The sequence below is a fragment of the Halomonas sp. V046 genome, from assembly GCF_052645355.1.
The window spans coordinates 122,969-148,185 of the sequence record NZ_JBQXYF010000001.1; the positions used below are offsets into that span (position 1 = coordinate 122,969).

At 64.7% G+C, this 25,217-nt stretch carries 23 protein-coding genes; 3 read left to right on the forward strand and 20 right to left on the reverse strand.

The window, feature by feature from the left end:
* Window positions 1-43 precede the first annotated feature (43 nt).
* The 5 genes from ACUN9Y_RS00505 to ACUN9Y_RS00525 form a co-directional block, all read right to left on the reverse strand.
* The gene (locus tag ACUN9Y_RS00505) at window positions 44-586 is read right to left on the reverse strand and encodes a dihydrofolate reductase (protein ID WP_445458718.1); all 543 of its coding nucleotides are present in this window, start codon (window positions 584-586) and stop codon (window positions 44-46) included.
* Window positions 583-1,419 carry a thymidylate synthase gene (locus ACUN9Y_RS00510; protein WP_445458719.1) on the reverse strand — a complete coding sequence of 279 codons (837 nt, stop codon included), beginning with the start codon at window positions 1,417-1,419 and terminating at the stop codon, window positions 583-585. The genes ACUN9Y_RS00505 and ACUN9Y_RS00510 overlap by 4 nt, the downstream gene beginning before the upstream one ends.
* Window positions 1,420-1,515: 96 nt before the next feature.
* On the reverse strand, window positions 1,516-2,307 hold the full coding sequence (gene lgt / locus ACUN9Y_RS00515) for a prolipoprotein diacylglyceryl transferase (RefSeq protein WP_445458720.1): 792 nt from the start codon (window positions 2,305-2,307) through the stop codon (window positions 1,516-1,518).
* Between the two features lie 217 nt (window positions 2,308-2,524).
* Complete coding sequence (locus ACUN9Y_RS00520; RefSeq protein ID WP_445458721.1) at window positions 2,525-3,313, reverse strand: sulfite exporter TauE/SafE family protein; 789 nt, start codon at window positions 3,311-3,313, stop codon at window positions 2,525-2,527.
* Entirely contained in the window at window positions 3,313-4,416 is a 1,104-nt protein-coding gene (locus tag ACUN9Y_RS00525; protein ID WP_445458722.1) for a response regulator, read from the reverse strand. Before ACUN9Y_RS00525 ends, ACUN9Y_RS00520 begins: the two co-directional genes overlap by 1 nt.
* 155 nt (window positions 4,417-4,571) lie before the next feature.
* Between ACUN9Y_RS00525 and ACUN9Y_RS00530 the strand changes: the two genes are divergently transcribed.
* Window positions 4,572-5,417, forward strand: coding sequence for an NRDE family protein (locus tag ACUN9Y_RS00530; protein WP_445458723.1), 846 nt, complete (start codon window positions 4,572-4,574; stop codon window positions 5,415-5,417).
* Here ACUN9Y_RS00530 and ptsP read toward each other — a convergent pair.
* Together ptsP and ACUN9Y_RS00540 are read right to left on the reverse strand one after the other, a co-directional pair.
* Entirely contained in the window at window positions 5,414-7,678 is a 2,265-nt protein-coding gene (ptsP, locus tag ACUN9Y_RS00535; protein ID WP_445458724.1) for a phosphoenolpyruvate--protein phosphotransferase, read from the reverse strand. The genes ACUN9Y_RS00530 and ptsP overlap by 4 nt on opposite strands.
* Before the next feature lie 126 nt (window positions 7,679-7,804).
* Window positions 7,805-8,296 (reverse strand): RNA pyrophosphohydrolase, encoded by a 492-nt coding sequence (locus tag ACUN9Y_RS00540; RefSeq protein ID WP_445458725.1) that lies wholly within the window; start codon window positions 8,294-8,296, stop codon window positions 7,805-7,807.
* Between the two features lie 195 nt (window positions 8,297-8,491).
* On the opposite strand from ACUN9Y_RS00540, the gene ACUN9Y_RS00545 reads away from it, so the two are divergent.
* Window positions 8,492-9,148, forward strand: a complete 657-nt coding sequence (locus ACUN9Y_RS00545; protein WP_445458726.1) for an HAD family hydrolase — start codon at window positions 8,492-8,494, stop codon at window positions 9,146-9,148.
* Between the two features lie 259 nt (window positions 9,149-9,407).
* On the opposite strand, the gene ACUN9Y_RS00550 is transcribed toward ACUN9Y_RS00545, so the two are convergent.
* The 10 genes from ACUN9Y_RS00550 to yrfG all read right to left on the reverse strand — a co-directional run bounded on the left by ACUN9Y_RS00550 (window position 9,408) and on the right by yrfG (window position 20,409).
* Window positions 9,408-10,382 (reverse strand): malate dehydrogenase, encoded by a 975-nt coding sequence (locus ACUN9Y_RS00550; protein WP_445458727.1) that lies wholly within the window; start codon window positions 10,380-10,382, stop codon window positions 9,408-9,410.
* Between the two features lie 172 nt (window positions 10,383-10,554).
* Window positions 10,555-11,037: a sigma D regulator gene (gene rsd / locus ACUN9Y_RS00555; RefSeq protein WP_445458728.1), complete on the reverse strand. Its 483-nt coding sequence runs from the start codon at window positions 11,035-11,037 to the stop codon at window positions 10,555-10,557.
* 97 nt (window positions 11,038-11,134) lie between these two features.
* Window positions 11,135-11,659 (reverse strand): disulfide bond formation protein B, encoded by a 525-nt coding sequence (locus ACUN9Y_RS00560; protein WP_445458729.1) that lies wholly within the window; start codon window positions 11,657-11,659, stop codon window positions 11,135-11,137.
* Window positions 11,659-13,290, reverse strand: a complete 1,632-nt coding sequence (gene gshA / locus ACUN9Y_RS00565; protein WP_445458730.1) for a glutamate--cysteine ligase — start codon at window positions 13,288-13,290, stop codon at window positions 11,659-11,661. Before gshA ends, ACUN9Y_RS00560 begins: the two co-directional genes overlap by 1 nt.
* 104 nt (window positions 13,291-13,394) lie before the next feature.
* Window positions 13,395-15,764 carry a Tex family protein gene (locus tag ACUN9Y_RS00570; protein WP_445458731.1) on the reverse strand — a complete coding sequence of 790 codons (2,370 nt, stop codon included), beginning with the start codon at window positions 15,762-15,764 and terminating at the stop codon, window positions 13,395-13,397.
* A 55-nt stretch (window positions 15,765-15,819) separates the two neighbouring features.
* Entirely contained in the window at window positions 15,820-16,317 is a 498-nt protein-coding gene (gene msrB, locus ACUN9Y_RS00575; protein WP_445458732.1) for a peptide-methionine (R)-S-oxide reductase MsrB, read from the reverse strand.
* A gap of 210 nt (window positions 16,318-16,527) precedes the next feature.
* Complete coding sequence (locus tag ACUN9Y_RS00580) at window positions 16,528-18,096, reverse strand: phosphoenolpyruvate carboxykinase (protein WP_445458733.1); 1,569 nt, start codon at window positions 18,094-18,096, stop codon at window positions 16,528-16,530.
* 307 nt (window positions 18,097-18,403) lie between these two features.
* Complete coding sequence (gene hslO / locus ACUN9Y_RS00585; RefSeq protein WP_445458734.1) at window positions 18,404-19,279, reverse strand: Hsp33 family molecular chaperone HslO; 876 nt, start codon at window positions 19,277-19,279, stop codon at window positions 18,404-18,406.
* Between the two features lie 76 nt (window positions 19,280-19,355).
* Window positions 19,356-19,742 carry an RNA-binding S4 domain-containing protein gene (locus tag ACUN9Y_RS00590; RefSeq protein ID WP_445458735.1) on the reverse strand — a complete coding sequence of 129 codons (387 nt, stop codon included), beginning with the start codon at window positions 19,740-19,742 and terminating at the stop codon, window positions 19,356-19,358.
* Window positions 19,735-20,409, reverse strand: a complete 675-nt coding sequence (gene yrfG / locus ACUN9Y_RS00595) for a GMP/IMP nucleotidase (protein WP_445458736.1) — start codon at window positions 20,407-20,409, stop codon at window positions 19,735-19,737. Before yrfG ends, ACUN9Y_RS00590 begins: the two co-directional genes overlap by 8 nt.
* 96 nt (window positions 20,410-20,505) lie before the next feature.
* Here yrfG and nudE point away from each other — a divergent pair, with 96 nt between their 5' ends.
* A complete protein-coding gene (gene nudE, locus ACUN9Y_RS00600; RefSeq protein ID WP_445458737.1) occupies window positions 20,506-21,090 on the forward strand; it encodes an ADP compounds hydrolase NudE in 585 nt (194 codons plus the stop codon).
* Window positions 21,091-21,365: 275 nt separating this feature from the next.
* Here the strand turns inward: nudE and ACUN9Y_RS00605 are convergent, their stop codons facing one another.
* The 3 genes from ACUN9Y_RS00605 to ACUN9Y_RS00615 all read right to left on the reverse strand — a co-directional run bounded on the left by ACUN9Y_RS00605 (window position 21,366) and on the right by ACUN9Y_RS00615 (window position 25,214).
* The gene (locus ACUN9Y_RS00605) at window positions 21,366-22,460 is read right to left on the reverse strand and encodes an oxidoreductase (RefSeq protein ID WP_445458738.1); all 1,095 of its coding nucleotides are present in this window, start codon (window positions 22,458-22,460) and stop codon (window positions 21,366-21,368) included.
* A 98-nt stretch (window positions 22,461-22,558) separates the two neighbouring features.
* Window positions 22,559-24,403: a dihydroxy-acid dehydratase gene (gene ilvD / locus ACUN9Y_RS00610; protein WP_445458739.1), complete on the reverse strand. Its 1,845-nt coding sequence runs from the start codon at window positions 24,401-24,403 to the stop codon at window positions 22,559-22,561.
* A 160-nt stretch (window positions 24,404-24,563) separates the two neighbouring features.
* Entirely contained in the window at window positions 24,564-25,214 is a 651-nt protein-coding gene (locus ACUN9Y_RS00615) for an ATP-binding cassette domain-containing protein (protein WP_445458740.1), read from the reverse strand.
* Window positions 25,215-25,217: the final 3 nt, after the last annotated feature.

A 25,217-nucleotide genomic window follows, 5' to 3' on the forward strand; every position in this document is an offset into this window, starting at 1 on the left:
GCGGGGACACTCCACGAGCTGGCCTGGCCCTGACCGATCTACCTCAGCGCCGTTCGTAGCGCACGAAACGATAGTTTGGCTGCCCGTCCGTCGGACTACCGGGCTGGCTCTGGGTCTCCTGCCACTGGTCGCCATCGACATCGGGAAAGTGGGCGTCGCCCTCGAGCTCGATGTCCACCTCGGTGAGGTACAGCCGGGACGCCTGTGCCATCACCTGGGCATAGATCTCGGCGCCGCCCATGACCATGATCTCCTCGGCGGCATCGATGGTCGCCTGCTGATCCGCCAGCGCCAGGGCCGCGTTCAGATCATGGCACACGCGCACCCCTTCATGGTGGAAGCCGCGGTCCCGCGTGACGACGATATTGAGCCGATTGGGCAGCGGACGCCCGATCGACTCGAAGGTCTTGCGCCCCATCACCAATGGCTTGGCCTGGGTCATGTGCTTGAAGAACTTCAAGTCTTCCGGCAGGTACCAGGGCAGTTTGTTGTCCACCCCGATGACCCGGTTGCGTGACATGGCGGCGATCATGGCGATGGGGACAAAGGTATCGAGATCGAGAATATCCGTGGTGGCGTGGCTCATACCGCCACCTCCGCCTTGATGTGGGGGTGCGGCTCGTAGTCGGCGATCTCGATATGCTCGAAGCGAAAGTCAAACAGGTCGCTCACGCCCGGATCGAGCACCAACTGCGGAGCTGCACGCGGGCTGCGTGACAGCTGCAGTTCGGCCTGGTCGAGATGGTTGAGATAGAGGTGGGCATCGCCCAGGGTGTGAATGAAGTCCCCCGGCTCGAGCCCAGCCACCTGCGCGATCATCCGCGTCAGCAACGCGTAGCTGGCAATGTTGAACGGCACCCCGAGAAAGATATCGGCGCTGCGTTGATACAACTGACAAGACAGCTTGCCCTCGGCCACATAGAACTGAAACAGGCAGTGGCAAGGCGGCAAGGCCATCTCGTCCACCAGGGCCGGGTTCCAGGCCGACACGATAAGGCGCCGCGACTGAGGGTTGGTCGTTAACTGCTCCAGGAGCTTCTCGATCTGATCCACGTGGCCACCGCGGGGGTCCGGCCAACTGCGCCACTGGTAGCCATAGACCGGGCCGAGGTCACCGTTGTCATCGGCCCACTCATCCCAGATACGCACGCCGTTGTCCTTGAGGTAGGCGATATTGGTATCGCCTCTCAAAAACCATAACAGTTCGTGAATGATGGAGCGTAGATGGAGCTTCTTGGTGGTAACGAGCGGAAAGCCGCGCGCCAGATCGAAACGCATCTGGTGGCCGAACACCGAGCGGGTGCCGACACCGGTGCGATCGCTACGCTCGACACCGTGCTCGAGCACCTCGCGCATCAGGTTGAGATAGGGTTGCTCGAGGGCTGGCAAGTCAGGCGAGCGAGAGGCATCTAGGGACATCGGCGTAACTCAGGCGTAGTAAGGCGGAAATCAGGAAAAGGAGTTTACCTGCCGGGCGCCCCCGGAGGCCAGCCGAGGGCGCCCAGGCACGCCGCCTCAGCGGGTGACGGCGTCCACCGGCTGGCGCCGCGACCAGGCCATCAGCAACAGGCCAAAGGCGATCATCGGCAGGGTCAACACCATGCCCATGGTGACCCAGCCGAAGGCGATAAACCCAAGCTGGGGGTCCGGCTGACGGACGAACTCGACGGCGAAGCGAAACGCTCCGTAGCCGAGCAGAAACAGCCCCGACACCAACCCGCGCCGGCGCGGCGTGGCGGAGACCCACCACAGCAGTGCAAACAGCACGACACCTTCCAGCAATGCCTCGTACAGCGACGACGGGTGGCGCGCCTGGCCGGCGTAGCCCGGAAACGGCATGCCCCAGGGCAGATCGGTCACGCGACCGGGCAATTCATGGTTGATGAAGTTACCGATGCGGCCGGCGCCAAGGCCAATGGGCACCAGCGGGGCGACGAAATCGGTCAGGGTAAAGAAAGCCAACTGCTTGCGCCGGGCGAAAAGCCAAGCCGCCAACAATACGCCCACCAGGCCACCGTGAAAGCTCATGCCGCCGTCCCAGACCTTGACGATCCACAACGGGTCGGCGAGCCACTGATCGAGGCCGTAAAACAGCGCGTAGCCAAGGCGCCCGCCCGCCACCACGCCGATGGCGCAGAAGAACAGCAGATCGCCGATGTCGTCCCGAGTCAGACCGATACGGCTGGCACGGCGACAGCCTAGCCACCAGGCGGCAACGAAGCCGACGACATACATCAGGCCGTACCAGTGAACCTGGAGAGGCCCCAGCGAGATGGCAACGGGGTCGATATCAGGATAAGGCAGCATAGTCAGGCAAGTTCCCTTGGGGTCAGAGTCATCAGTAACAGCAAACGCAAAGCCGCAGACGGCATCGCCGAACGGCGCACACGAGGCGATCCCAGGCTAGGACAGGCGGTGGCGCAAAGGGTTTCCTCCCGGAGGCGGCCGGCGCCCCCGCCAGCGTGGCCACGCCGGGCCGGTCGCACCACGACTGAGGCGCTGCTGCGGTGCACCCCTGCAGCACCTAGAGCAGAAACCCGACACCGACCACCGTCAACAGCAGCGCAAAGGATAGCTTGAGCACGCGAGCCGGCAGCCGATGGGCCAGGCGCACTCCGAGGCGAGCACAAGGCACGCTGGTGATCACGATACCGGCCAATGCCGGAAGCATCACGAAGCCCAGGGCGCCCGCCGGCAGGCGCGGATCCTGCCAGCCGGTAATGGTGAAGGTGACCGCCCCCACCAGCGCAATGGGCAGGCCACAGGCCGCGGAAGTGCCCACGGCCTGGGTCATGGAGGCGCCACAACGGATCAACCAGGGCACACTCAAGGTCCCGCCACCGATGCCGAACAGCGCAGACACGCCTCCGATGACGCCGCCGGCGGCAACCATCGTCGTTCGGCGTGGTGAAATCCGCCCGGCCTTCGGCGAGCGCCCGAACACCAACTTGGCGGCCACCGCCAGCAGAAAGACGCCGAACAAGGTCCCCAGATGCCCGGCCGACAGCGCCCCGGCCACGAACACACCCGCTACAGCTCCGGCAATCAGACCAGGGAGCAGGGCCGCCAGCCACGGACGAGACACACTGCCACGACGATAATGCCCCCAGGCCGAGGAAGCGCCCGTCACCACGATGGTGGCAAGCGACGTGCCTACCGCCAGGTGCATGGCGATTTCCGGCGAGACCCCCTGAACCGTGAAGACCGCCATCAGACTCGGCACGATGATCAGGCCACCGCCTACCCCATAGAGCCCCGCCATGCTTCCCGCGACGGCGCCCAGTGCCAGATAGGCCAGTACCGACGTGAGCATCAGGCGCCTCGGTGGCCAGGGCCGGCGCGCTCGGGCAGCCAGGTATCGAGAATCTTGAGCAGCGCCTGGGGGCGGTAGGGCTTGGCCAGAAAGTCATCCATCCCCGCCTGGCGAAAGCGTGCCTGGTCCTGCTCACTGGCATTCGCCGTGAGCGCTACCACCGTCGCTCGGCGCTGGCGCGGCCCTGCCGCCTCGAGCGCCCGCAAGCGACGGCAGGCTTCGACGCCGTCGATATCCGGCAACACGATGTCCATCAACACCAGGTCCACGGCGACATCGGCCAGCACCTCCAGCGCCTCCTTGCCGCTGGTTGCCGTGACCACGCCTAGCCCCTCGCGTTCGAGCACTTCACGCGCCAGCATCAGGTTGACCGGCCCATCGTCGACGATCAGCACCTTTGGCCCGGCGACATCCGATGCCTCGACGCTGTCGCCCAGGTTCTCGAGTAGCAGGTGCAGATCGGAGAGGTGCGCGGTCAGCTCTTCCCGGTCGGTCAACGCCACCGTTTCGGGGATCCGCTCGAGCGCGACCATCACCGGCCCCAGAATCCGTGCGACATGAGCAAGATAGCTCGACTTCAAGCGCGACTCTTCCCGGGCTCGGGTCAACGAGGTCGTCAACCGCGCCAACTCCTGGCGTAACACGCGACGATCATCGGAGAACTGCTGCTCGCTGTCGGCGAAGGATGCACGATGCTGATCCGAATGATCGATCAGGCTGTCCATCGCATCGACCAGCTGTGCCACACGACTGAGCAGCGTACTGTCTTCGCTGGCAGGAGGGCTCAGATCGGCCTCCTCCAGGCGCCGCGACAGCTGTCCTTCGATACGTTCCAGAAGCCCGTCGATGTCACGCTGCACGTTGCCGAGGCGATGTTTGAGAAGCATCAGGAAGACCAGCGCGTTGAGCGTGCTTCCGCCCAGCAATCCGAGCAACAGCCACAGCGTCGTACTCCAGTTCGCCGCCTCAGGCATCAGCCAGCGAAGACTCGCTCCCAGCACCAGACACAATGCCAGCAGCACAAACTGCGCCACCGCCACCGGCCATAGGATGGGAATGACCAACCTATGCCAAAAGCGATCCTTGCTCGCGTCAACCACCATGTTCATTCCTGTTGAACGGAAGTGCGAAGAGTGTACGTCGACAGGCTTAGCCTGTCATGGGGCCAGTCTAACTCGGTCTGCCGACATTTTTCGGGGTGCCTTGCCCAGCGCCGATGGCACTTTCCACGCCCCGCCACACAGGCTAGTCTGCAGCGATGTGCCTGATTGCCTTTCATTTCGCCCCGGGTAGCAACACGCCACTCACCCTGGTCGCCAATCGCGATGAGTTCCACGCCAGACCGGCGGCCCCCCTGGCCAGCTGGGAGGACGCCCCCTGGCTGGTCGGGGGGCGTGACCTCGAGGCGGGAGGCACCTGGCTGGCCGTGCATCGCCGCGGCCGCTTCGCCGCCGTGACCAACGTCCGCGATCCACGCCTGGCCCCGCCGTCCGGGGCCCCTAGCCGGGGCGCCCTGGTCCGCGAAGCCCTGGAAACGGATGACCTGGACGGCTGGCTTGAGCGTCAACGCCAGGGCGATGCCCTGGGCTACGCCGGATTCAATCTGCTCGTCGGCGATGCCAGCGCCATCTGGCACCTGGAACGCCAGTACGGCGGTAGTCGGCTGTCCGCCGTGGGCGCCGGGCTACATGGACTATCCAATGCCTCCCTCGACACGCCCTGGCCGAAGTTGTGCCGAGTGACCGATGCCCTGGCGGCAGACCTCAAGGCTCGCGCCCCGGACATGCCTCGCACACGGGCTCGTTTCCACGATGCCCAGCAAACCGCCGACAGGTACCTGCCCGACACCGGCCTCCCCCTCGATCAGGAAAGGCGCCTGTCGGCGGCCTTCATCATTGGCGATGAGTACGGCACTCGTGCTACCACCCATCTGACCCTGCGTGCCGATGCCGGTGACGCCCACTTTTGCCTGCTGGAGCAACGCTTCGGCCCCTGGGGGCGTCCCACGGGGGAGACTCGCCTGCGGGTCCCGGTCGCGGGGTCGACGGCACAGGCACCGGACACCAGCGAGAACGGCGACCGCCCGGACGTCACCCGCTCTTAGTCACGCGGCGGCAACAGGTGCGACAGCTGCCACTCAGTCAAGCGTTCGGCCAGATGACGGCGCACCGAGAGAGAGGTTTCCAGCGCCAACGTTTCGGCAACCAGGCGTGAGGCATCCTCGAAGCTGACCCGACGAATCGCCGCCCGCACCCGGGGCAGACTCGGGCCATTCATCGACAACACCTCGAATCCCATGCCCATCAGCAGCAAGGCCCCGGCCGGGTCACCGGCGAGCTCGCCACACACCGAGGTCGGCATGCCCAGGCGCCGGGACTCTGCGGCCAACCCCGACAACGCCGACAGCACCGCCGGATGACAGGCATCATAGAGATCGGCGACACGCGGATTGTTGCGATCGACCGCCAGCATGTATTGGGTCAGGTCGTTGCTGCCCACCGAAAAGAAATCGGCACGCTGGGATAGCGCCTCCAGTTGATAGAGCGTGGCAGGCACTTCGAGCATGACGCCGATTCGAGGCCGCTGCACCTCGGCGCCTTCTTCGCCGAGTTCGATGATGGCCCGGTCGATCAGCTTCAGGGTGTCATCGACCTCATCGACATTGGTGACCATGGGCAGCAGCAGTTGCAGGTTGTCCAGCCCTTGTGAAGCACGCAACATGGCACGCAGCTGCACCATGAACACTTCGGGGTGGTCCAGGGTGACACGGATGCCGCGCCAGCCAAGGAAGGGGTTGGCCTCGTCGATGGGGAAGTAAGGCAGATCCTTGTCACCGCCAATGTCCAGGGTCCGCATCACCACCGGCAGCGGCGAGAAGCTCTCCAACTGATCGCGATACATCCGCGTCTGCTCTTGCTCGCCGGGGAAGCGCTCGCTGATCATGAACGGGACCTCGGTACGATAGAGACCGACCCCGGCGATGCGCGGCTTCAGCGACGCCACGGTATCCACCGCAAGCCCGGTGTTCACCATCAGGCTCATGGCGTGCCCATCCGGGGTGACGCTCGGCAAGTGCTGTTCGTTTTCCAGCACCGCCGCCAAGGCCCGTTCTTCATCGATCAGGCTCTGATAATGGCTGACGAGCTCAGGCCCCGGACGCACGAAGATGCGGCCACGATGGGCATCGAGCACCAGGGTGGCGCCACCCAGCCGAGGCAGCGGTAGATCGACCATTCCGGATACCAGCGGTATGCCCATGGCGCGAGCGATGATGGCGACGTGAGAGTTGCTCGAGCCACGCACGGAGATAAGCCCACCGAGGCGTTCCCTCGGCACTTCGCCAAGCAGCGCCACGCTGATCTCGTCGCCGATCAGGATGGTCCCCTGGGGATACTCGTCCGGCCGCTGCGGCGGCTCCTCCTCCTGCAGGTGCGCCAGCACCCGGCGCCCAAGATCGCGCACATCGGCGGCTCGCTCGCGCAGATAGTCATCATCGACCCGTTCGAGATACTGCACATGGCGGCGCACCACGTCGGCAAGCGCCCCGGGCGCCCATTGGCCCTCACGGATACGCTTCTCGACCTCCTGGGACAAGGCGGCCTCGCCGAGCATCTGCTGGTAGACCTCGAACAGCGCCAGTTCCTGGGCCGAAATCCGATTGGCCAGGCGTTCGCCGGCCGCCCGGATCTCTTCCTTGACCCGGCCGATGGCGTCCTTGAGGCGACCGATCTCGTACTCTACATCGGTGGGCACCAGATCCGGCACGCTATCGAGATCCGCCGGTGGTGCCAGCACTACCGCTTCGCCGATAGCCATGCCGGGCGACGCCGCCACGCCGACGAACATGGCCTGGCCGCCGGGCAGCGCCGGCCGAGTCAGGTTCCCCGTAGCGATGGCATGGGCGAGCACGCCGGCAAGCTGCGCCGCCATGGTCACCAGGAACGCTTCGTCGGATTCGTCGTAGCGTCGTTGTTCTACCTGCTGCACCACCAGCACCCCGAGCATGCGCCGCTGGTGAATGATGGGCACACCGAGAAAGCTCGAGTAGCGCTCTTCCCCGGTCGCCTCGAAGTAGCGAAAACTCGGATGGGACCGCGCATCCTCCAGGTTGAGCGGCTCCTCGCGGCGGGCGACCGTTCCCACCAGCCCCTCGCCTACCGGCAGGGCGACTCGCCCCACCGCCTCGCTGCGCAGGCCAATGGTCTCCATCAACACCATGGAGTGCTGCTCGGCGTCATACAGATAGAACGAGCAGACATCGGTGTGCATCGCCTTGCGAATCCGGCGCACCATGGTCGCCAGCGCCGCGTCCAGGTTGCGCGCGCCATTGACCTCCTGAATGATTCTTCGAAGCACCTCGAGCATGGTCAGAAGCGTGTCCTCATGTCTTGGATTGGCCCTTGTGCTGGCCCATTTGCCACCACCCAAGCCGATGCGGTGACGTTAGCCCTGGCTGTCACAGGACCCCAGGTTCCTCGACCGGGCTCGCTATCATCCATTCTCCGAGGCCAGGGTCTGGGCGCGCGGCAACAGTTCACGCAGGGCACGTCGATACACCTCTCGCTTGAACGGCACCACCTGACCCAATGGGTACCAGTAGCTGACCCAACGCCACCCATCGAACTCGGGCTTGGGCGTGCCGTCCACGCAGATGCGCGTCTCCTGGCAACGAATCCTGAGCAGAAACCATTTCTGTTTCTGCCCGATGCACACCGGGCGGGAGTGCGTGCGAACCATGCGTCGTGGCAAGCGATAGCGCAGCCATCCACGGGTGCAGGCGAGGACTTCCACGTCATCGGCGGTCAAGCCGATTTCCTCGTGCAGTTCTCGGAACAGTGCCTGCTGGGGCGTCTCGTCTGACTTGATGCCTCCCTGGGGAAACTGCCACGCATTCTGCCCTACCCGACGCGCCCAAAGCAGTTGCCCCAGGTCGTTGACGATGATGATGCCAACATTGGGGCGAAAGCCGTCTGCGTCGATCACGGGCTTCACCTTATGAATCCAGTATTGCAGCCATTCTTCCACAAGGCCGCAAAGCGCATCAATACGACATCTCGAACCCTAACGGGGCTTCTGCCATAATCGCCTCCTTTGTCACCCTCCCGGACCTCTGAGCCAGACGACGCAGATCGCCGGCCACCGGGGGATGGACACCATGCCTATGCGAAGGGGAACACCGTGAGCCTGGCCATTTTTGACCTGGACAACACCCTGCTGTCGACAGACAGCGATCACGCCTGGGGCGAGTTCCTGCTGGAACAGGGCGCCGTCGATGAAGTGTCCTACCGCGAAGCCAATGATCGCTTCAAGGCCGACTACGATGCCGGACGGCTCGACATGATGGCCTTTCTGGCGGTGGCGCTGAAGCCGCTTTCGGACAACAGTCCCGAACAGCTGGCCGCCTGGCACCAGCAGTTCATGGCCAGCAAGATCGAGCCGCATATCCTGCCCCGGGCCGAGGAGTTGATCGCTCGCCATCGCTCTCGCGGCGACACCCTGCTGATCATCACCGCCACCAATCGGTTCATCACCGCCCCCATCGCCGAGCGTTTGGGCATCGATGACCTGATCGCGGTGGACCCTGAGATGATCGACGGACGCTACACCGGCCGTGTCGATGGCATTCCGAGCTTCCAGGAAGGCAAGGTGACTCGCCTCAACGCCTGGCTCGAGGATCGAGACGAAACGCTGGACGGTGCCTGGTTTTACAGCGACTCGCAAAATGACCTGCCGCTGCTCGAGCTGGTCGATCACCCGGTGGCCGTGGACCCCGACCCGGCCCTGCGCGAGGTGGCCGAGTCGCGCAGCTGGAAGATCATCTCGCTGCGCGATTGATTCATCACCCCAGGGCGGCCGACGCCTGCGGCGTGCCGGTCGCAGGCCACTGTCACAAGCCCTGTCTCAAGCCCTGTCTCAAGCCCTGTCTCAAGCCCTGTCGCAAGAGCTAGCCATAAAGGGCGAGCAGACCGTTCGATATAGGGCCACCGACAACGACAAGCGCCCCATCGGCCGAGCCGATGGGGCGCCTTGCTGTCGGTCTCCGACAACCGGGCAGGCAGGCACCCTGCGGCGCCGCCTCGACCCGGTTCGCGGGTTAGCCCAACAGATGCTCAACGGCGGCGCGTTCTTCACGCAGCTCGTCTTCGGTGGCCTTCATGCGGTCTTTGCTGAACGCGTCGACCTCGAGGCCCTGAACGATCTCGTACTTGCCGTTCTTGCACACCACCGGGTAGGAGAACATGATCCCCGGCTCGACACCGTAGCTGCCGTCGGAGGGAATCCCCATGCTGACGATCCCGTCGCTACCCAGCGCCCAGTCGTGCATGTGATCGATGGCGGCAGAGGCTGCGGAGGCGGCAGAAGAGGCGCCACGAGCCTTGATGATCGCCGCGCCGCGCTGCTGCACGGTGGGGATGAAGTCATTCTCGTACCAGTCGCGATCGACCAGGTCGAAGGCCGCCTTGCCGTCGACCTTGCAGTGGGCCAGATCCGGATACTGGGTAGCGCTGTGGTTGCCCCACACGATCATGCTGTCGACGTCGGTGACGTGCTTGCCGGCCTTTTGCGCGAGCTGAGTCTTGGCCCGGTTGTGGTCCAGACGCATCATCGCGGTGAACTGACCCGGGTTGATGTCCGGCGCATTGCAGGACGCGATCAGGGCGTTGGTGTTGGCCGGGTTGCCGACCACCAGTACGCGAATGTCACGGCTGGCGTGATCATTGATGGCCTTGCCCTGGACGGAGAAGATCGCGGCGTTGGCTTCGAGCAGATCCTTGCGCTCCATGCCCGGTCCACGCGGACGCGCGCCGACCAGCAGGCCGAAGTCGGCGTCCTTGAAGGCGACGTTGGGATCGTCGGTGGCGATGATCTCCTGGACCAGCGGGAAGGCACAGTCGTTGAGCTCCATCACTACCCCGTTGAGGGCTTCCATCGCCGGAGTGATCTCGAGCAGCTGCAGAATGACCGGCTGATCCGGACCCAGCATGTCGCCGGCGGCGATGCGAAAGGCGAGGGAATAGCTGATCTGACCGGCTGCACCGGTGATGGTAATACGTACGGGATCTTTCATCATGGCTCCTTCGGGTTGTCGCCGTGAGGGACGCCCGGGGTGCGGGAGGGGCCATGCCGCCAGTCCCCCACTCCACCGCAGGCTTTTTCAGGACGCGAGAAATCTTATGCCTGCAGTGCACAAAACTCAATTGGGCGATGAACGCAAAGGCACACGCGCCCGGTGTCGAGCCTCATGACACTCCCGTGGCCGGCGTGTGTTCGGCGTGAAGGCGCTGGATCAGATGATCCTCGAGGCTAAAGCGTTCCGTGAGTCCCTTTTTCAGCCGTTCGAGCCAGGCCGGGAGGCGTGTCAGGTTCTGCGCGCAGCTGCCTGTCGAGGCATAGTCTTCATCGAACGACAGCACCAGCTCAGTGGACATTTCCAGTCGCTCCAACAGGCGATCGGCCAATACCAGAGCCTCGCTGTCATCGAAGGCTCGTGCCTCCTCTCGCAGCTGAGGGTAGACCTCGAAGTGGCCAGCGCTGATGTAATCCATCAGCGTTTCACTGAACCCGTCGATGCGCTCCTTGGTGACGGCCTCGAGCTCGGCGTCGCAGGACGCCTCGAGCTCACTCCATACCTCGAGCAGGCGTTGGCGTTGTTCCAGCCAACGATCGATCAATTGGTGAACGCCGCCCCAGCGTTCCCGGGCAGTCTTGCAGTCTTCCAGCATGGGGGCCTCCATTGCGATCCCCGTCCACGGGGTCTGTGCCGATGTTCAGACTCTCCCTTGGGAGGCCCGCTGTCAACGCGTTCGACAGATCCAGAGTTCAGCCGATCCAACGATAGCCTGTACCGACCCGGCGCCCGCTAAGGCACATCCCCACGGGGACCACCAGCACCACCAGGAAGCCGATCAGCGTCCAGCCGGGCAACGACAGCCCCAGCAGCCTGGCTCCGACCTCGGCACACTCCCCCGAGCCGGAGAGTACCGACCCAATCACCTTCTGCAACGGCAACACCTCGACCATGTAGTCGAGCCCCGGCCCACAGCTTGGCACCTGGTCGGCGGGCAACGACTGCAACCACAGATGACGGGCCGCGACGGCGATCCCCGCGATCACGGCGAGGCCCGCGAGCACACCATAGATCACCGCGCCCACCCGCCCCTTGGGCGCATGGACGGCGGCCAACGCGAACACCAGGCCAGCCGCGATCACCGCGACCCGCTGAAACACGCACAGCGGGCAGGGCTCAAGCCCGACGATGTGCTCGAGGCCCAGGGCGACAGCCATCATCATCACGCACAGGGCCAGGCCGGCCAGGCTCCAGTGGCGCAGGCTCCAATCACTCATCAGGGTCGTTCTCCGCGGTCTAAAGGGGTCAGGACTCGCGACTCTCGGGCACGCTCGAAGTAGTCGCTGAGAAAGGTCGAAAAATCACAGGTATCGGCCTGTTCGATATCGCTCTGCTGCTGGTGCGACGTTGCGACCAGCTGGTCAAGTTGCGCTTCCCTTGAGGCGTTCATCGGCGTCGCCAAGAGCGCCTCGGCCTGCTCCCGGGCGATCGCGACCATGGCGTCGGCGAAGTCCTCGCCGGTGCGCTCAAGGCGCGCCTCGAGCCGGCCCGCCGGGGTCAGGGACGGGGCATCGAGGCGCGGCGCGACCGCGGCCACCGCTTCGCCGTGGGGCGAGCCGTCTTCGAGCTGATCGAGCAGCGCCGCCACCTCGCCGAGTTCGGCGAAGATGTCCTGCGCCCACTCGCCGAGACCCACGGCCTGGCAATGGCGACTCAACTTGAGCTCGGGGTCCCTGCCACGCTCCACGACCAGACGACGGTTGTCATCCAGGCGATCGCACTCTTCGTCGGAGATCCAGGGACTCTCGGACAGCAGACACCACATCAGGAAGGTGTCGATAAAACGCGTCTGGGTGGCGTCGATGCCGAGCGTCGCGAAGGGGTCGATATCCAGGCAACGCACCTCGATGTATTCCACGCCACGAGCCTCCAGGGCCTGACTCGGCGTCTCGTCGTGACGGGCCACCCGCTTGGGGCGAATATCGCTGTAATACTCGTTCTCGATCTGCAAGATATTGGCATTGAGCTGGCGCCAGCTATCGCCGTCGCGCACCCCAAAGGCTTCGTAGTCCGGCCAGCTCGTCGAAATGGCGTGGCGCAGCGTGTTGACGTAGTTCGACAGCGAGTTGAAGCAGATCTTGAGCTGATCCTGGACCTTGTTCTGGTACCCCAGGTCCGACATCCGCAGGCTGGTCGCGTACGACGACAGCAAGGTGCGCTGGCCATGGGGCCTGACGCCCTTGGGCACGCGGCCGTCGGGCAGGAAGCTGGTATCGAGCGCCGGCGAGGCGCCGAACAGATACAACAGCAGCCAGCTGTGACGACGAAAGTTGCGGATAAGATCGAAGTAGCGCGCAGAGCGGTACTCGCCCATGGGCGTGTCTTCGCGCTCGTCCAGGGTCTTGAGCAGTGTCCACAGGTCATCCGGCAGGGACACGTTGTAGTGGACCCCGGCAATGGACTGCATGATGCGTCCGTAGCGCGCATCGAGCCCACGCCGATAGACATGTTTCATGGTGCCAACGTTGGAGCTGCCGTAGTCGGCGATGGGCACGCTGTCGTTGCCATTGAGCTTCGACGGCATGCTGGCCGGCCAGATCAATTCGCCATCCAGCTGGCGATAGGTGAATCGATGCAGGTCGCCAAGAAACTGCAACGCCTCCTCCGGTCGGTTGTACACCGGCGTGATGTACTCGAGCAGCGACTCGGAATAGTCGGTGGTGATATGCGGGTGGGTCAGCTTGGACCCCAACCCTCGAGGGTGCGCCGTCGCCGCGATGGCGCCCGCGCCGTCGACCCGCAGCCCCTCTTTTTCGATGCCGCGCCGCAGGCGACCGAAGCGCCTTGCGGCAGCCGGGCCACGCAGGCGCTCGAGGCGCGATGAAAGCGTAGTGGACAAGATGAACACCCCTTGTCTGGGAAGGGCCCAGGGGCCAGCTTCAGGTGACAGTGGCAACACGGGCGCCGACGCGCCCGGAAAGTCGTCAGATTATGGCGTTCCAAGGGAATGATTCAAGAACGACCCTGTTTCGCCTTGAGCAAGGCGGCGCCAAGAGCACCGACCGGCGCGGCCGGTTCATCGCGCTTGGCGCCCCGCGCCCGAGCATGACCACGCTCGCCTTTGGCACCGTCGCGCGCCCCCTTGCCGGAGCGTTCGGCGCCCTCGCGACGCCCTCGCGACGCGACCTCGTCGGGGCTATCGTCCATGCGCATCGAGAGACCGACACGGGCCCGCTCGAGATCCACGTTCATGACCTTGACCTTGACGATATCACCCGCCTTGACGACGCTGCGCGGGTCCTCGACGAAGCGATCGGACAGCGCCGAGATGTGCACAAGGCCATCCTGATGGACGCCGATATCGACGAAGGCACCGAAGTGGGTCACGTTGGTGACCGTCCCTTCGAGCACCATCCCCGGCTCCAGATCCTTGAGCGTCTCGACGCCCTCACGAAACTCGGCGGCACGGAACTCCGGACGCGGATCGCGGCCCGGCTTGTCCAGCTCGCTGATGATATCGGTGACGGTCGGCACCCCGAAGCGCTCATCGGCAAACTCGGTCGGCTTGAGGCTCTTCAGGGTGGCGCTATCGCCGATCAGCCCAGATAGCTCGCGGCCACTGCGACTCGCGATGCGCTCGACCAACGGATAGGCCTCCGGGTGCACGGCACTGGCATCCAACGGATTATCGCCGTTCATGATGCGCAGAAAGCCCGCGCACTGCTCGTAGGTCTTGGGGCCGAGGCGCGACACCGCCAGCAGGTCACGTCGGTTGCCGAAGGCGCCCTGTGTATTGCGCTGCGCCACGATGTTCTCGGCAAGCCCGGGGTTGAGACCGGCGACCCGAGAGAGCAACGCGGAAGAGGCGGTATTCAGATCGACCCCCACCGCGTTGACGCAGTCTTCGATGACCTTTTCCAGGCTACGCGACAGCTGCACCTGGGACACATCGTGCTGGTACTGGCCGACGCCGATGGACTTGGGCTCGATCTTGACCAGCTCCGCCAGCGGATCCTGCAGCCGGCGAGCGATCGAGACCGCGCCACGAATGGTCACGTCGAGCTCCGGCAACTCCTTCGAGGCGTACTCCGAGGCCGAATAGACCGAGGCGCCAGCCTCGGACACCATGACCTTGGACAGACGCCGATCCCCCAGCGCCTTGAGCAGCTCACCGGCGAGCCTGTCGGTCTCGCGGCTAGCCGTCCCATTGCCCACCGCGACCAGCTCCACGTCGTGCTGCTTCACCAGCCGCGCCAACTCCGCCAGCGAGGCATCCCACTGGTTGCGCGGGGCGTGGGGGAAGATCGTGCCCTGGGCCAGGAACTGGCCGGTGGCGTCGACCACGGCAAGCTTGCACCCGGTACGCAGGCCCGGATCGATGGCAAGCGTCGCCCGGGGACCGGCGGGCGCGGCCAGCAACAGGTCCTTGAGGTTGGCGGCGAAGACGTCGATAGCCTCGCCCTCGGCGCGCTCGCGCAGGCGCCCCATCAGCTCGGTCTCGAGGTGGGTGTAGAGCTTGACCCGCCAGGTCCAACGCACCACCTCGGCCAGCCAGCGATCGGCGGCGCGCCCCTGGTCGCTGACACCAACGTGGCGAGCGATGGCCACCTGCGCCGGGTGAATCGGCGCGTCGTCTTCGCCAGGCAAGCGCAGCGTCAGGGCAAGCACGCCCTCGTTACGCCCACGGAACATGGCGAGCGCCCGGTGCGACGGCGCCTTGGCCAGGCGCTCGTCGTGCTCGAAATAGTCCGAGAACTTGGCCCCCTCGCGCTCCTTGCCGGCAATCAGCCGGCTCGACAGCTCGCCTTCGCTCCACAGCCGCTCGCGCAGGGCCCCGACCAGCTCGGGGTCCTCGGCAAAGCGCTCCATCAGGATCTGCTTGGCACCGTCCAGTGCCGCCTTGGCGTCGTCGATGGCCGGCGTGTCGCCGTCGGCTTCGCGCAGGTAGCCCGCGGCTTCACGCTCGGGGTCAAGCGTGGGGTCAGCAAGCAAGGCATTTGCCAGCGGCTCGAGCCCTGCTTCACGGGCGATCTGGGCCTTGGTGCGACGCTTCTTGCGGTAGGGCAGGTAAAGGTCTTCGAGGCGCTGCTTGGTCTCGGCGCCCCGAATGCTGGCGGCGAGGGCATCGGTCAGCTTGCCTTGCTCGTCGATGGCGGCAAGCACGGCGTCGCGCCGCTCTTCGAGCTCGCGCAGGTAACCGAGGCGCTCCTCGAGGGTGCGCAACTGAATATCATCTAGCCCGCCGGTGACTTCCTTGCGGTAGCGGGCGATGAACGGAACGGTGGCGCCGCCGTCGAGCAGTTCGACGGTGGCCGCCACCTGGGTCGTCTTGACCGCCAGCTCGTCGGCCAGGCGGGCAATGATCTTGGCATGTGCGTCCATGAAATCCTTGGCATTTCGACGTCAATGGGTGGCGCCAAGGTACCATAAACGGCGCTTAGGCGGGGACGAACTTCAGCGCCACGCCATTGTTACACCAGCGCAGGCCGGTGGGCTCGGGACCGTCCTCGAAGACATGCCCCTGATGCCCGCCACAGCGCGCACAGTGATACTCGGTACGCGGCCACAGGATCTTGTAGTCGACCTCGCTCAACAGATGCCCCTCGACGTGCTCGAAGAAGCTCGGCCAGCCGGTCCCCGAATCGTATTTCATGGCGCTGGTGAAGAGCAGCAGATCACAGCCGGCACAGCGAAACTCGCCTTCGCGCTTTTCCTGATCCAGAGGACTGGAACCGGCGGGCTCCGTGCCGGCATCGCGCAGCACGTCGTACTGAGCGGGAGTCAACCGCTCACGCCACTCGTCGTCACTCAACTCCAGCGGCTCCACATCGGCACCGCGGGTCAGCTCGACCTTGGGACGAGCGTTGGCGACCATGGGCACCGCGGTGGCCAGGCCCCCGAGGCCGATGAGCCCAAGAAAATTGCGTCGCTTCATGGCTATTCTCCTGCGAATTGAGTGTCGCTCAGTCGCGACCGATGGCGCCCGCCTTACATTTACGTCAGCCTTTCAGGCATAAAAAAGAGGAGAAAGCACAGAGCTTTCTCCTCCTTATCGACCCCAGCGAGGCATCAGGGTTCGCTTAACGACCTCTCGCCCGAGGCAACCGCCAAATCGTGCCCCGACAGGATCCGAGCCAGGGGCCCGTTAGACCAGACTGGGCCCGGCCTTGACGATGGCTTCGTTGATGCCTTCGAACTTCTTGAAGTTCTCCACGAACTTTTCGGCTAGTTCGCCACGCTTGCGGTCATAGGCGCCTTGATCTTCCCAGGTCTTGCTCGGATCCAGCAGGCTCGAGTCGACGCCGGGCACGGCCAACGGCACCGCCAGGTTGAGACCTTCGATGGTATGGGTCGCAACGTCGCGCAACGCGCCGGTCTGAATAGCGTGGATGATCGCCCGGGTAGTCGGGATCGAGAAACGAGAGCCGCCTTGCCCATAGGAGCCGCCGGTCCAGCCGGTGTTGACCAGATACACCTGGGCGTCCTTCTCGGCCACGCGCTTGATCAAGAGATCCGCATACTCGCGCGCGGGGCGCGGGAAGAAAGGCGCACCGAAGCAGGTGGAGAAGGTCGACTCCAGGCCACTTGACGAGCCCATTTCGGTGGAGCCCACCTTGGCGGTGTAACCGGACAGGAAGTGATAGGCCGCGGCTTCCTTGGACAGCACCGACACCGGCGGTAGTACGCCGGACATGTCGCAGGTCAGGAAGACGATGGCATTGGGCTCACCGGCACGATTTTCCGGCACACGCTTGGCCACATGCTCCAGCGGATAGGCCGCCCGGGAATTCTGAGTCAGGCTGTCATCGGCGTAGTCGGCCTCGCGTCGGTCATCGAGCACCACGTTCTCGAGCACGGTGCCGAACTTGATCGCGTTCCAGATCACCGGTTCGTTCTTTTCCGACAGATCGATGCACTTGGCATAGCAGCCGCCTTCGATGTTGAACACGGTGCCGACGCCCCAACCGTGCTCGTCATCACCGATCAAGAAACGGCTCGGATCGGCGGAGAGCGTGGTCTTGCCCGTACCAGAAAGGCCGAAGAACAGCGTGGTTTCGCCATCTTCCCCGACGTTGGCGCTGCAGTGCATCGGCAGCACGTCGGCGGCAGGCAGCAGGAAGTTCTGGACCGAGAACATGGCCTTCTTCATTTCACCGGCATAGCGCATGCCGGCGATCAGCACCCGTCGAGCGGCGAAGTTGATGATCACGCAGCCGTCGGAGTTGGTGCCGTCGCGGCCCGGCTCGCAGGTGAAGAACGGGGCATTGAGAATCGTCCACTCGTCCTTGGACGAGGGGTTGTAGCCTTCCGGGCGCACGAACATTGTGCGTCCGAAGAGGTTGTGCCAGGCGGTTTCGGTCGTGACCCGCACCGGCTGGTAATGATCCGGATCACTGCCCACATGAAGCTCGGACACGTAGCGCGTCGTGGCCGTCAGGTAGTCTTCCACGCGGGCCCAGAGGGCATCGAAACGCTCGGCGTCGAAGGGGCGATTGACACTGCCCCAGTCGATCTGACCGCTGGTGGAAGGCTCGTCGACGATGTAGCGATCCTTGGGGGAACGGCCGGTACGCTCGCCGGTATTCACCACCAGGGCGCCGTGCGCCGCCAAGCGACCTTCCCCCGCGGCCACGGCCCGCTCGATGAGCTCGGCGGTGCTTAAATTGACGTGAACGGCGGGAGCTTGCTGGGGCGCGGCTTGGGTCGTGGTCATGTCGTTTCCTGGGCCTTGCGGCCACTCTCTCTCGTTGTCCGGGCGTCCTCGACGCGTGGAGATCTCGCCGCTGCCGTCCGTGCGGTTCGACCGTCTTATCAACATCGACGACGCGGGCAGAGATCGCAGCGGATTATGGCAAAAAACACAACGACAGGAAACGCTCTCGTTCGCCGACGATCATGTAGTTTTACTACTACAAAACGATGTTTTCAGCGCCATTCTTGTTCTTTCACTACAAGGTGGCGCCCTCTGCCCTCCACGCCCCGGGGCAAACCACGGCGGCCTTCCCCGCCCCCGAGCCGGCTCAATGCAGCGTGGGGCTGCCTCCCTCGGGGTCGTCGATCAGCGCCTCGACCTCGACCGGGGTGAAATGGAATCGGGTATGGCAGAAATGACACTGGGTCTCGACCGCGCCTTGTTCGGCGAGAATATCGCGAAGTTCGTCCGCACCGAGGGACGAAAGCGCCCCGGCAATGCGCGCTCGGGAACAGGAACAACCAAAACGCAGGGCCTTGGGATCAAACACCCGCACGCTTTCCTCGTGGAACAGGCGCGTCAGCAGGGTCGCCGCCTCGAGGCTAGTCAGTTCGTCGGCGGATAATGTCGAGGCGAGATGGGCGGCACGCTCCCAGGCGTCGTCGTCCTGGTTGAGCGACTCATCGGGCAGGCGCTGGAGCAGCAAGCCCCCGGCATGTACCCCGTCGGCGGCGAGCCACAGCCGCGTCGGTAGTTGCTCCGACTGGGTAAAATAGGCCTCCAGGCACTCCGCCAGGCTAGCGTGCTCGATGGCCACCACCCCTTGGTAACGGCGCCCTTCCTTGGGATCGAGGGTAATCACGATCTGGCCGTCGCCGATCAGATCACGGAAGGTCGCGTCGCTGCCCGGCAAGGCCACCCCTTCGGCGACGCGAGCGATGGCACGCAACTCCCCACCAGGATTCGACTCGGCCATCAGCAGCGACACGCCGGCGCTTCCGCGCACTTCGAGACTCAAGGTCCCGTCGAGCTTGACCGTATCGGTGAGCAGCGCCACGGCGGCCAGCAGCTCGCCGAGCTGGCGATTGATGGCGGCGGGGTATTCGTGCCGCTTGAGCACTTCGGCGTAGGCCTGCTCGAGTCGGGTGATCTCGCCACGAACGTTGGTATTATCGAGGATAAAGCGCTGAATCTGATCGGTCATGGGTCTTCCGGTTCGGTATCTCGCGCTCGAGAAACGGTCCCTCGAGCGCAACAGGATGGACGGCAGGCGCGATAGGCTATTCGCCCTGCTCGCGCTGAAAGCGAGTGATCTGACGCCGAGCCCGCTTGTCGGGGCGCTTGAACGGGTGCTGGAAGGCCTGGTTGGCCTGACGCCGGGCCTCGGCCTCGGCCTCGCGACGCACCTGACTCTCGGCGGTCTCCTGGTACAAGGCTCTGGCCTCGGGGGCACCGCGGCGCTGCTCGCTGACGGCCAGGACCTCGACCTCCCAGATATCCCAGCCCTGGGGAGCACGTACCAGCATGCCAGGGCTCAGCGACTTGCTGGTCTTGGCCCTGGCGCCATCGACCTCGACCTTGCCGCCTTCGATGGCCTTCTTGGCCAACGCCCGGGTCTTGAAGAAGCGCGCGGCCCACAGCCACTTGTCCAGACGCACGCTATCCATGGCGCCCCTCCGTTACCGGCGACGGCAAGATATCGGCGAAGCGGTCCAGTGCCACGAAGCCGGTGAGTTCTCGCTCAGGACGCTGACTATCGGGCTTCAAGATGCCCAGCAGGTGACGTATGCCATACGCCCTGGCGCTTTCCAGTACCCGCGGGTTGTCATCGATAAACAGGGTACGCTCGGGGTCGAAGGGTTCGATCTCGTTGAGCGCATGCCAGAACGCTTGCTCTTCCTTGGCTTCGCCGACGTCTGCCGACGACACGATGGCGTCCAGGTAGTCATCGAGCCCGGTGACCGGCAGCTTGAGCGCCAGGCTCTCGCGATCGGCGTTGGTCGCCAGCACCACTCGAGGATGGGCCTGCTTGAGCCAGGTCAAAAAATCCAGGGCGTCGCCGCGCAGGCCGATCAGGTGCTGCACCTCTCGCTTGAGCGCGACGATATCGACGTCTAGCTCACGGCTCCAGTACGCCAGGCTGTACCAGTTCAGGGTGCCCTGCTCGGCGATGATGCGTGCCCGCACCACCTCCTGGGTCGCCTCGTCGAGCTTGTGCAACTCAGCGTAGCGGCGCGGCAGATGGTCGAGCCAGAAATGGCTGTCGAAGTGCAGATCCAGCAGGGTACCGTCCATATCCAACAGGACGGTGTCGATGGCAGGCCAATCGATCATCGGGTCTCCGGGTGACTCTGGCGATGGAGGAACGTGGTAGTGTAACCAATCGCCCTGAGTCACGCATTTCCTCTCCCTTTTCGACGCGGAGTCGCCATGGACGCCCCCTCTCCCGACAAGCCACGAATCCTGTCTCATCGTCGCGTCGCCAAGAGCCGCCTGTTCCAGGTCGAGGAGCTCGAGCTACGCTTCTCCAACGGCGCCGAGCGTACCTTCGAACGCCTCAGCGGCAATGGGCCTGGCATCGGTGCGGTGATGATCGTGGCGATGCCCGACCCGGACCATGTGCTGCTGATTCGCGAGTACGCCGCGGGTTTCGAAGACTATGTGCTGACCCTGCCCAAGGGCATCGTCGATCCCGGCGAGGATATCGTCACCGCCGCCAATCGCGAGTTGATGGAAGAATGCGGCGTGGGCGCCAATCGCATCGAGCCCCTGACCGAATTGTCCCTCGCCCCCAATTACATGAGCCATCGCATCCAGGTGCTGCTGGCGAGCGACCTGTATGACCATCGCCTGGAGGGCGATGAGCCCGAGCCGCTGGTGGTGGAAACCCACGCCATCGATAGTCTCCCGGCGCTGCTCGCCCGGGCAGACTTCCACGAGGCCCGCGCCATTGCCGCGCTGTACATCGCCCGAGACCGGCTCAAGGGCGACCAGCCATCCACGGCGCTATGGTAGCGAGCAGCGGTTGATCGCCCGGATCGGCGCGGCGGATCGCCAGCCAGCCCGCCCTGAGACTCGGCGCCCGGCAATGTCGCCCTGGGCCCGATAGAAAAAAAGCACCAAGACCCGACACGAAAACAGCACCAGGGCCGCGGTTCGCGCCCCTGGTGCTGTTTTCCGGCCGACGGTCTCTCAGGCCGCGGGGCCATGTCACGGTAGTGTCGTGGCGTCTAGCAGGGCCTGCCCGCAAACGCCCGGCCGTCCAACAGGCCAGCACCGCTCACCTGCGGCTAGTGACGCGCCCCATGCAGCCGACGCAGGGCACCGTTACCTTCTTTCAAGCGCACCCAGCGTCCCTGGCGATAGCTGTCCAGGCCAGCCTCGAGCAGCACCATGATGTCGACGGCGGCCTCACCGGTCACCGGCGCCGGATCGCCATGGATCAGGGTCTCGGCGATACCGGTATAAAACGCCATGTAGTTGCCCGGCACCGACGGTTGTTCGTAGCGCGTCAGTGTCGGCGCTTCGGCGCTCCCCTCGTTGACGATGAGGTGACCAGGCTCGGGGTCAATGCCCCAGTCATCGCTCGGCGTCTGACCTTCCTTGAGCCAGTCTTCCTGGGGATCGAGGCCAAAGATGGTAAAGCTACCCTCGGTGCCGTGCACCGCGAAGCGCGGGCTCGGCTCGGCCACGAGCGTGCTCGCCTGGAGGGTCACCCGCATGCGCTCGTACTCGAGGATGGCGAGAAAATCGTCGTCGACCTCGGCGCCGTCCCGGGCACTGGCAAGCTCCAGCAGAATGGCTCGCGGCATGCCGAACAATTCGCGGGCCTGATCGAGCAGGTGCGGCCCCAGGTCGTACCAGATGCCCCCCCCCGGCGTATGGGATTCGCGCCAGCGCGGCTTGACTGCCGGCCGATAGCGATCGAAGCGCGACGTCAGCGAGACCACCCGCCCAAGTCGCCCGTCATCGAGCAGCTTGCGCAGGGTCAGGAAGTCGCTGTCCCAGCGCCGGTTATGGAAGACGCTCAGCAGCAGCTCCGAGCGATCGGCCTGGACCCTGAGCTGACGCGCCTCCGACAGGGACACCGTCATCGGCTTGTCGATGACGACATGCTTGCCGGCCGCCAACGCGGCCTTGGCCATGGGAAAATGGAACTCATTGGGGGTGGCAATCACCACCAGGTCGATATGGCGGCGCTCGAGCAGCTCGTTCAACTTGCCCACCACCTCGACCTCGGGCCAATCGGCTTGGACGCGGTCTGGGCTTGAGCTGACCACGGCGGCCAACTCCAACCACGGCGCCGCCTGGATCAGCGGCGCATGGAACGTCTTGGCGGCCATTCCGTAGCCCACCAGGCCCACATTCAGGGTCTGTGTCTTCATATCGCGTTCCGTCTGTCTGCGCTAAATCGAGCAGCCCCACCCCGCATCCGCAAGGTGGGGCCATTTCCTACCTCCCCAGCATGACGAACCAACTGGAATTAATCGAGTTTATCCAGATCACGAACGGCGCCCATATCGGCCGATGTGGCCAGTAACGCATAGGCCTTGAGCGCCGGGGTGACCTTGCGCAGGCGCTGGATGCTCGGCTTCCAGGCGTCACGACCGCGCTCTTGCTGGCGGACACGCCGCGCGGCAAGCTCGGCCTCGTCCAGCAGCACGTCGATGCGCCGGTTGGGAATATCGATACGAATCATGTCGCCCTGCTCCACCAGGCCGATGGCGCCGCCGGCGGCAGCCTCTGGCGACACGTGGCCGATCGACAGTCCCGAGGTACCGCCCGAGAAGCGGCCATCCGTCAACAGCGCGCAGGCCTTCCCGAGGCCCTTGGACTTGAGGTAGGAGGTCGGGTAGAGCATCTCTTGCATGCCCGGTCCACCCTTGGGCCCTTCGTAGCGAATCACCACGACATCGCCTTCCTTCACCAGGCCTTCCAGAATGTGCTCTACCGCCTGATCCTGGGACTCGACCACGTGGGCGGGGCCTTCGAAGACCAGGATGCTGTCATCGACACCCGCGGTCTTCACCACGCAGCCCTTCTCGGCGATGTTGCCGGTCAGCACGGCGAGACCACCCTCGGTGGAAAAGGCATGCGCGTAGTCGCGGATACATCCGGTGGCGCGATCGCCGTCGAGGCTTGGCCAACGCGCACTCTGGGAAAATGCGGTCTGTGTCGGAATGCCGCCGGGGCCGGCGCGGAAGAAGCTGACCACCTCAGGGCTCGGATTGCGCATGATGTCCCACTCGTCCAGCGCCGCCCTGAGCGTATCGCCATACACGGTGGGCACCGACGTATCGAGCACGCCGGCGCGATCGAGCTCACCGAGAATCGCCATGATGCCGCCGGCGCGATGCACGTCCTCGATGTGGTACTTCTGGGTATTCGGCGCGACCTTGCACAGCTGCGGAACTTCCCGCGACAGCCGGTCGATATCGGTCATGGTGAAGTCGACGCCGGCTTCCTGGGCGGCCGCCAAGAGGTGCAGGATGGTGTTGGTGGAGCCGCCCATGGCGATGTCCAGGGTCATGGCGTTCTTGAACGCCGCCTTGGAGCCGATGGCGCGCGGCGCCAGATGAGCCTCGTCTCCCTCGTAGAAGCGCTTGGCCAGCTCGACGATGCGCTCACCGGCGTTCTCGAACAGCCGCCGACGGTCGGAGTGGGTCGCCAACACGGTGCCGTTGCCCGGCAGCGCCAGGCCCAGCGCCTCGGTCAGACAGTTCATCGAGTTAGCGGTGAACATCCCCGAGCAGCTGCCACAGGTCGGGCAGGCACTGCGCTCGACCTCGTTAAGCAGCTCCTCGTCCACCGAGTCATCGGCGGCCATGACCATGGCGTCGACCAGGTCCAGGCCATGGTCCAGCAGCTTGGTCTTGCCGGCCTCCATCGGCCCGCCCGACACGAAGATCACCGGCACGTTCAGGCGCATTGCCGCCATCAACATGCCGGGCGTGATCTTGTCGCAGTTGGAAATGCACACCAGCGCATCGGCGCAGTGGGCATTGACCATGTACTCGACGCTATCGGCAATCAGATCACGACTCGGCAGCGAATAGAGCATGCCGTCGTGGCCCATGGCGATGCCGTCGTCCACGGCGATGGTATTGAATTCCTTGGCAACGCCACCGGCTTTCTCGATTTCACGGGCGACCAGCTGGCCCATGTCCTTCAAGTGAACATGACCCGGCACAAACTGGGTGAACGAGTTGGCCACGGCGATGATCGGCTTGTGAAAGTCGTCATCCTTCATGCCGGTGGCGCGCCACAGGGCGCGAGCGCCGGCCATATTGCGACCGGCGGTGGTAGTGCGGGAGCGATACTCGGGCATGGAAACCTCATCATTTTCTGTCCACCCGTGTTATCGACCGTCCTGCGTCGTGTCGGGTGGTGTCGCGTGTCCAGGCCTTCGATTCTGTCATGCACGGGCATCTCTGACCAGCACCGGGCCCGCACCAGGACCCACACTAGCCGCGGTCGTAAAACGCGACTCAGACGGCCACGAGACGGCCCTCGGCCAGACGCAGGCGACGATCCGCCAGGGCCTCGACGTCTTCGCGATCATGACTGATCAGCACCACGGCGACGCCACGCGTCTGCTGACGACGAACCAGGGCCCACAGGGCTTCGCGATTGGCCCGATCGAGCCCGGTAAAGGGCTCGTCGAGCAACAGCAGACGCGTCTCGCGCAGCAACGCCCTGAGCAGCGCCACCCGCTGGCGCTGCCCGCCAGACAGCTCACTCGGCAAACGCTCCGTGAACCCCGCCAGGCCGACCTCGCCGAGCCCCGTCTCGATGGCGCGGCGCTGGGCATCGGTGAGGCGCAGGTCGGCGGCCAGGCCAAGGCCGACATTGGCCCACACCGGCAGATGGTCGAACAGGTTGTGATCCTGGAACAGCGTGGTGATGGCCCTGTCCCAGGGCGGCAGCCCGATCAGATCGTGCCCGTCCCACCTCAGTCGACCGCCGGAGGGCGCAAGGAACCCCGCCAGCAGATTCAGCAACGTGCTCTTGCCCGCGCCGGAAGGCCCATCGATGGCCAGGCACAGGCCCGGCGCGAGGCTGAAATCGAAGCAAAAATCCGGTGTCTGACCGGGCTCGCAGCGGTCGTAGTGGAAGCTCAGGGCATCGCAGGTCAGCATAGT

Coding starts and splice junctions, on each gene's coding strand:
- ACUN9Y_RS00505 (WP_445458718.1), bottom strand. CDS start 586: ATGAGCCACGCCACCACGGATATTCTCGATCTCGATACCTTTGTCCCC.
- ACUN9Y_RS00510 (WP_445458719.1), bottom strand. CDS start 1,419: ATGTCCCTAGATGCCTCTCGCTCGCCTGACTTGCCAGCCCTCGAGCAA.
- lgt (WP_445458720.1), bottom strand. CDS start 2,307: ATGCTGCCTTATCCTGATATCGACCCCGTTGCCATCTCGCTGGGGCCT.
- ACUN9Y_RS00520 (WP_445458721.1), bottom strand. CDS start 3,313: ATGCTCACGTCGGTACTGGCCTATCTGGCACTGGGCGCCGTCGCGGGA.
- ACUN9Y_RS00525 (WP_445458722.1), bottom strand. CDS start 4,416: ATGGTGGTTGACGCGAGCAAGGATCGCTTTTGGCATAGGTTGGTCATT.
- ACUN9Y_RS00530 (WP_445458723.1), top strand. CDS start 4,572: ATGTGCCTGATTGCCTTTCATTTCGCCCCGGGTAGCAACACGCCACTC.
- ptsP (WP_445458724.1), bottom strand. CDS start 7,678: ATGCTCGAGGTGCTTCGAAGAATCATTCAGGAGGTCAATGGCGCGCGC.
- ACUN9Y_RS00550 (WP_445458727.1), bottom strand. CDS start 10,382: ATGAAAGATCCCGTACGTATTACCATCACCGGTGCAGCCGGTCAGATC.
- rsd (WP_445458728.1), bottom strand. CDS start 11,037: ATGCTGGAAGACTGCAAGACTGCCCGGGAACGCTGGGGCGGCGTTCAC.
- ACUN9Y_RS00560 (WP_445458729.1), bottom strand. CDS start 11,659: ATGAGTGATTGGAGCCTGCGCCACTGGAGCCTGGCCGGCCTGGCCCTG.
- ACUN9Y_RS00570 (WP_445458731.1), bottom strand. CDS start 15,764: ATGGACGCACATGCCAAGATCATTGCCCGCCTGGCCGACGAGCTGGCG.
- msrB (WP_445458732.1), bottom strand. CDS start 16,317: ATGAAGCGACGCAATTTTCTTGGGCTCATCGGCCTCGGGGGCCTGGCC.
- ACUN9Y_RS00580 (WP_445458733.1), bottom strand. CDS start 18,096: ATGACCACGACCCAAGCCGCGCCCCAGCAAGCTCCCGCCGTTCACGTC.
- hslO (WP_445458734.1), bottom strand. CDS start 19,279: ATGACCGATCAGATTCAGCGCTTTATCCTCGATAATACCAACGTTCGT.
- ACUN9Y_RS00590 (WP_445458735.1), bottom strand. CDS start 19,742: ATGGATAGCGTGCGTCTGGACAAGTGGCTGTGGGCCGCGCGCTTCTTC.
- yrfG (WP_445458736.1), bottom strand. CDS start 20,409: ATGATCGATTGGCCTGCCATCGACACCGTCCTGTTGGATATGGACGGT.
- nudE (WP_445458737.1), top strand. CDS start 20,506: ATGGACGCCCCCTCTCCCGACAAGCCACGAATCCTGTCTCATCGTCGC.
- ACUN9Y_RS00605 (WP_445458738.1), bottom strand. CDS start 22,460: ATGAAGACACAGACCCTGAATGTGGGCCTGGTGGGCTACGGAATGGCC.
- ilvD (WP_445458739.1), bottom strand. CDS start 24,403: ATGCCCGAGTATCGCTCCCGCACTACCACCGCCGGTCGCAATATGGCC.
- ACUN9Y_RS00615 (WP_445458740.1), bottom strand. CDS start 25,214: ATGCTGACCTGCGATGCCCTGAGCTTCCACTACGACCGCTGCGAGCCC.